Consider the following 6174-nt stretch of genomic DNA (forward strand, 5'->3'; position numbering starts at 1 on the left):
GGTCCGTCAGTCCGGCAGCAGCAGGTTGACGTCGCCGAACTCGTGCCACAGGTACCGCTGTTGGACGGCCTCCCGGTAGCAGTGCGCCAGCAGTGGGCGGCCCGCGACGGCGACCAGCATCAGCAGGTGGGAGGCGCGCGGCTCGTGCCAGCCGGTGAGCAGGCCGTCCACCGCGCGCACCCCGCGCTCCGGGGTGATCACCAACTCCGTCCAGCCGTCGGCCTCCTGGAGCGTGCCGTCCGGCGTGACGGCCGACTCCAGGGCGCGCACGACGGTGGTGCCGACGGCGATCACCCGGCCGCCGCCGGCCCGGACGTGGTCGACCAGCCGGGCGGTGGTCGCCGGGACGTGGAAGCGCTCGGCGTACGGGGCCTCGTGCGCCTCCGGCGAGGCCACCCCGGTGTGCAGGGTGACCGGTGCGAGCAGCACGCCCCGACCGGCCAGCCGGGCCACCGTCCGTGGTGTGAACGGGCGGGCGGCGCTGGGCATTTCGCTGCTGCCGGGCACGCTGGCGAAGACCGTCTGGTAGGCCTCGAGCGGCCAGTCGTGGTCCACGTAGCCGTACCGGATCGCCCGGCCGTGCCGTGACAGGTACCCCAACAGGGGTTCGGGCAGGGTGAGTTCGGCACACCAGAGGCGGGCGGTGAAGGGCTGCACCAGCTCGGCCGTGCCGTCGGCCGGAAGTGCGACGCGCAGACCCGGCCGGGCCGGGGACTCCTGCGGCGGGTAGTAGGCCGCCGCGGCGCCCGGTACCACCCGGCGCAACTCGACCAGGTGGGCTCCCCGTTGGTCCGGCTGCGCGGAGGACAGGTGCAGCGCGACCGGGGTGCCGTCCGGCAACCGGCCCGGCAGGGCGGCCGGGAGGGTGGCCGAGTCGTTGACCACCAGGAGGTCCCCCGGGCGCAGCACCTCCGGCAGTTCGGGGAAGCGGCGGTGCTCCACGGCGCCGCTGGCCCGCCGGCCGACCAGCATCCGCACGCCGTCCCGGGCGCCGGCGCGCGCCTCCGCCGGTGCGCGGGCGGAGAGTTCGGGCGGGACGGTGACGTCGAGACCCGGCTCGGTCAGGGACGTCATCGCCCACCCCGGTCGGCGGCCGGCGCCGCCGCCAGGTCCGCCGCGCGGTAGCGGCCGGAGTGGGTGCGGTCGCGCAGCAGGCCGAGCAGCACGGACGCGATCTGCTCGGGCAGCGGCTCGCCGGAGATGTCCTCGCCCGGGCTGGCCTCCTGCAGCATCCGGGTGCGCATGTTGCCCGGGTCGACCGCCCAGACCCTCAACTCCGCTTCCTCCCTGGCGAGTACGGCGGTGGCCTGGTCGAGCGCGGCCTTGCTGGCGCCGTAGCCGCCCCAGCCGAGGTAGGGCTCCACGGCGGCGTCCGAGCTGATGTTGAGGACGGCGCCGGAGCGGGCGCGCAGTTGGGGCAGGACGAGCTGGGTGAGGGCGATCGGGGCGAGCGCGTTGACCTCGAACAGCTCCAGCAGGTCCGGCAGCGGGAAGTCGGCCAGCCGGGGCAGCGGTTCGGCTCCCGGGGCAGCGGCGCCGTTGAGCGAACCGGCGTTGTTGACCAGCAGGCTCGCGCCGCCGAGACCTTCGGCGGCCTCGGCCAGCCGGGCCCGGTGGTCGTCGTCGACGATCGATCCCGGCAGGGCGACGACCTTGGTCACGGCGGCCAGGGCCGCCTCGGCCTCGGCCAGTTCGGCCGCGCCACGGGCGGTGATCACCAGCTGCCAGCCCTCGGCGGCGAGGGCGTGCGCGAGGGCCAGCCCGAGGCCGCGGGAGGCGCCGGTGACGAGGGCGACGGGGGCGGGGGCGATGTGCGGTGCTTCGTTCATGGGGCCAACGATCCCGCCGCCGGGGCTGGCCGCGGATCGGCCGCCCGGCTCGGGACCGGGTCGTGCGTTCGTCCTAGATCGACGGACGGTCCTAGGACCCGGCCTCCCCGCCCTGTGGGTCGGTCCAGGCGGCGAGGGGGCGGCGGTGCCGGCTCGTCCAGCGTGGCCTCGCGGTGGCCGTGAGCAGCCGGGCGGCGGACCGACGCGCGGCGGCCGGGGCGACCGCGGGACGGGGGCCGGGCGCTCCTGCCGCTGATCAGCCCGAATGAATTACCGGCGGTCCCGCACCTCCACCGGTGTGCGCGGCCGACCGAACGGGTACCGGTGCTCAGTCCATCATCCGCCGTCCCATCCGGCCCGCACGGCCCAGACCTGGAGGTCCGCATGTCCTCTGACTCCAGCGCACGGAACTGCCCGTTCGACTTCGCCGAAGCCCTTGAGTTCGACCCGACGCTCCGACAGCTCATGAACGACGCACCGGTCAGCCGCATCCGCCTCCCCTACGGCGAGGGGGAGGCTTGGCTCGTCACGGGGTACGACGACGTGCGCACGGTGACCACTGACCGGCGTTTCAGCCGCCACGCCATCGTCGGCCGGGACTTCCCGCGCATGACTCCCGAGCCGATCGTCCAGGCCGAGGCGATCAACGTCATGGACCCGCCCGCCAGCGCCCGCCTGCGCAGCCTGGTGTCCAAGGGCTTCACACCCGACCACATCGAGCGGATGAGGGACCGTACCCAGCACGTGGTGAACGAGCTGCTGGACCGCATGCGGGACCAGGGTCCGCCGGCCGACCTCATGGAGCACCTGGCCCACCCGCTCCCGCTGATCACGATCTGCGAGGTCCTGGAGATCCCCGAGGCCGACAGCGCACGGCTGCGCGCCAACGCCCGGACGATGATGAACATGGACCTGGACAACAAGGCGGACGCGGTGCGGGCCAAGGCCGACCTGCGGGCGTACTTCGCCGAGCTGACGGCCGAACGGCGCAGGAACCCCGGTGACGACCTGATCAGCGCGCTGGCCACGGCCCGCGACGGGGACGAGGTCCTCGACGAGCAGGAACTCACCGTGATGGCCATGGTCCTGCTGATCACCGGCCAGGACACCACGACGTACGAGCTCGGCAACCTCTCGTACACCATCCTCACCCGGCCGGAGGTGCGCGCCACCATGCGCGAGCGGCCCGAGATGCTCACCCAGGTGATCCATGAGATGCTGCGCTTCATCCCCTTCCGCAAGGGCGTCGGCATCCCCCGGGTGGCCCTTGAGGACGTGGAGCTGAGCGGGGTGACGATCCCGGCGGGGGACATCGTGCACGTCTCCTACCTGACCGCCAACCGGGACGGCCGCAGGTTCGAGCGGCCCGACGAGCTGGTCCTGGAGCGGACCAGCCCCTCCCACATGACCTTCGGCTGGGGCGCGCACCACTGCCTCGGCGCACCGCTGGCCATCACCGAGCTCGAAGTCGCCCTCGGGACCCTGCTGGAGCGCTTCCCCAGGATCGCGCTGGCGAAGCCGGCCGCGGAGCTTGCGTGGAACACCTCGTCGATCTGGCGCTATCCGCTCGGGCTGCCGGTCACCTGGTGACGGTGCCGCACGCTCCGGCGCTCGCCCACCGCCACCTCGTTTCCGGCATCGCCGCGTACGTCGGCCCGCGCACCTCGGAGTGCGCGGGCCGACGTGCGCGCGGGACCCACCTTCCGTACATTGGGCTGACGTGGCCCGAACCAACTCGCGGCCGGCGCAACCACCCGCACGGCGAGCATCCGAATCCTCGCTCTGCCGGCTCGTCCGCCACGCCGTTGGGCCCCGCCCGGTGAGTCCCGCCGCCGTGCCGTCTCCACGCGTCCGGCTCGCAGCGGTTGCCGTCCAGTGCTGAACTCCCCGCCTCGCCAGGGTCGCACCGGGAACTCCGCCCGTCAGGAGGAAGTCCCATGGCCGTTCTGTGCAAGCCGGCGATAGCCGTGCCGGAGCACGTCATCACCAACGAGGAAACCCTCGAACTGGCGCGCAGGCTCCATCACAACCATCCCCAGCTCGATCTGGCGTTGCGCCTCATCAAGAACACCGGGGTGCGGAAGCGACACCTGATCCAACCCATCGACACGGTGCTGAAGCACCCGGGGTTCGACGAGCGGAGCGCCGTCTTCGAGGCCGAGTCCAAGGCCCGCGTCCCGGCGGTGGTGGTCAGGGCCCTCGAAACGGCCCAAGTGGAGCCGTCGCAGATCGACCTGATCGTCTACGTGTCGTGCACGGGTTTCATGATGCCGTCGCTCACGGCGTGGCTGATCAACAAGCTGGGCTTCCGGCCGGAGACCCGGCAGCTGCCGATCGCCCAACTGGGCTGTGCGGCCGGCGGCGCGGCGGTGAACCGGGCCCATGACTTCTGCTCGGCCTATCCGGGCTCCAACGTGCTGATCGTGGCCTGCGAGTTCTGCTCCCTGTGCTACCAGCCCACCGACCTGGGCGTGGGGTCACTGCTCTCCAACGGCCTGTTCGGCGACGGGATCGCCGCCGCCGTGGTCCGGGGCGAGGGCGGCACCGGGATCCGGTTGGAGCGCAACGGCTCGTACCTCATCCCGAACACCGAGGAGTGGATCTCCTACGCGGTCCGCCCCACCGGATTCCACTTCCAGCTGGACAGGCGGGTGCCAGGGACGATGGAGCCCCTCAGCCCTGCCCTGCGCGCGGTCGCCGAGCAGCACCAGTGGGACGCGGGCGCGCTGGACTTCTACATCATCCACGCCGGCGGTCCGCGGATCCTGGACGACCTGAGCCGCTTCCTGGAGGTGCCGCCCGAGGCGTTCCGCTTCAGCCGGGCCACCCTCACCCAGTGCGGCAACATCGCCAGTGCGGTCGTGCTCGACGCCCTGGCCCGGATGTTCGACGAGGAGTCGGCTCGCGACGGCCACCACGGGCTGATGGCGGGGTTCGGTCCGGGCATCACCGCCGAGATGTCCCTGGGCACCTGGGCGTCCCCCGGTTCCTGACCGAAACCGAGCCTTTCCCCCATCCGATCGTTCCCCCATCCGATCGTTCGTCCGGCCGCCGGCACACCCTGGCGGCCGACCCGGACGGGAGCCGTCACCCGCGCGCCGCCGTGGCCACGACGCGGGGACCGGCTCCCGTACCCGCCCCCCCGCCCCACTCCTCCCCGGCCAGAAGGCCGGGGCATCCTGGGAGACCAAAGGTGAAGACCGAAGACGCGAACCCCGGGAACCCCGTTCCCCCCGCCGTGCCCCGACGACCGCTGCTGGCGGCGGCCGGGCTGATACCAGTGCTGGCCGGCCTGGCGGGGGATGCGGCCATGAGGTCGGCCGCAGCCCACGGTTCCGGCGGCATGGGGTCCGCCCCCAACCCGGTGACCACCAGCGAGGCGGACTGGGGCGACATCGCGCGCGCCCTCGGCCGCCCGGGCAACCTCATCCGAAGGACCTACCACCACACGCCCTTCCCGCGACACGACCTGCACGTGGTCAGCCGTGGCGTCACCATCACCCCCGGGCTCGCGCTGGGCTCGCACGCCTCCTTCGCGCGGTACGACGACGGCAGCACCCTGATGATGGGCGATCTGGTGGTGACCGGAGACGAGCTGCCGGCGTTCACCGACGCGCTCCAGGCTCAGGGGATCGCCCTGACCGCCCTCCACAAACACCTGCCGGAGCAGTCGCCGGACGTCTGGTGGACCCATGTCTGCGCACACGGCCACGACGCCGTGGCACTGGCCTGCGGGCTGCGGACCGCGCTCGACCGCACCGGTACGCCGGCACCGCGCCCGCCCGAACCGCCCCGGCCCCTCGATCTGGACACCGCCGGCATCGACGCCGCACTGGGGGCCACGGGCAACAGCGGCGAGGACGTCCATACGTGCGTCTTCGTCCGCCGCGAGACCATCGTCGACGAGGGGCACGTCCTGCCACCCGGCCTGGGCGCGACCTCGGCCTTCAACTTCCAGCCGCTCGGCGGAGGACGGGCCGTGCTCAGCGGCGACCTCGCCATGGTCGCCACCGAGGTCCAGGAGGTGCTCGCGGTGCTGCGGCGGGGCGGCATCGAACTCGTCGAACTCCACAACCACGGCCTGACGGACGAACCGCGCCTCTTCTTCACCCACATCTGGGCCCAGGGCGATGCCGTGGACCTGGCCAGATCGGTCCGCCCCGCGGTCGCCGCCACCAATGTCGTACCGGCCACCACCTGACTGACCGGTGAGGATTCCCAGCCTTCCCCCGTCGTGCCCGACGTGTGTCGGCCTCGTCGTCGTACTCCTCCTCGGGCTCCTCCTCTTCGTCGTATTCGTCTTCTCCGAGCCGGTCGTCCTCGGCGGCTTCGTCTTCCATCGCCT

The 6174-nt window shown here is 72.6% G+C and carries 5 protein-coding genes; 3 read left to right on the plus strand and 2 right to left on the minus strand.

Going from position 1 to position 6174, the window contains the following annotated elements; all coding sequences use genetic code 11:
* Positions 1-6: 6 nt before the first annotated feature.
* Both ACWCYO_RS23705 and ACWCYO_RS23710 read right to left on the minus strand, forming a co-directional pair.
* Positions 7-1074 carry an S-adenosylmethionine:tRNA ribosyltransferase-isomerase gene (locus ACWCYO_RS23705; RefSeq protein WP_449785319.1) on the minus strand — a complete coding sequence of 356 codons (1068 nt, stop codon included), beginning with the start codon at positions 1072-1074 and terminating at the stop codon, positions 7-9.
* Positions 1071-1829: an SDR family oxidoreductase gene (locus ACWCYO_RS23710; RefSeq protein ID WP_270148750.1), complete on the minus strand. Its 759-nt coding sequence runs from the start codon at positions 1827-1829 to the stop codon at positions 1071-1073. Before ACWCYO_RS23710 ends, ACWCYO_RS23705 begins: the two co-directional genes overlap by 4 nt.
* Positions 1830-2213: 384 nt before the next feature.
* On the opposite strand from ACWCYO_RS23710, the gene ACWCYO_RS23715 reads away from it, so the two are divergent.
* The 3 genes from ACWCYO_RS23715 to ACWCYO_RS23725 all read left to right on the plus strand — a co-directional run bounded on the left by ACWCYO_RS23715 (position 2214) and on the right by ACWCYO_RS23725 (position 6030).
* The gene (locus ACWCYO_RS23715; RefSeq protein ID WP_270148749.1) at positions 2214-3419 is read left to right on the plus strand and encodes a cytochrome P450; all 1206 of its coding nucleotides are present in this window, start codon (positions 2214-2216) and stop codon (positions 3417-3419) included.
* Positions 3420-3766: 347 nt separating this feature from the next.
* Entirely contained in the window at positions 3767-4822 is a 1056-nt protein-coding gene (locus ACWCYO_RS23720; RefSeq protein ID WP_449785320.1) for a type III polyketide synthase, read from the plus strand.
* 200 nt (positions 4823-5022) lie between these two features.
* Entirely contained in the window at positions 5023-6030 is a 1008-nt protein-coding gene (locus tag ACWCYO_RS23725) for a DUF1259 domain-containing protein (RefSeq protein ID WP_270148746.1), read from the plus strand.
* Positions 6031-6174 lie beyond the last annotated feature (144 nt).

It is taken from the genome of Kitasatospora sp. NPDC001683 (genome assembly GCF_053596495.1).

Bases quoted from the DNA above. Each gene is read 5' to 3' on its own strand.
- ACWCYO_RS23705 (WP_449785319.1), bottom strand. From the start codon at position 1,074: ATGACGTCCCTGACCGAGCCGGGTCTCGACGTCACCGTCCCGCCCGAA.
- ACWCYO_RS23710 (WP_270148750.1), bottom strand. From the start codon at position 1,829: ATGAACGAAGCACCGCACATCGCCCCCGCCCCCGTCGCCCTCGTCACC.
- ACWCYO_RS23715 (WP_270148749.1), top strand. From the start codon at position 2,214: ATGTCCTCTGACTCCAGCGCACGGAACTGCCCGTTCGACTTCGCCGAA.
- ACWCYO_RS23720 (WP_449785320.1), top strand. From the start codon at position 3,767: ATGGCCGTTCTGTGCAAGCCGGCGATAGCCGTGCCGGAGCACGTCATC.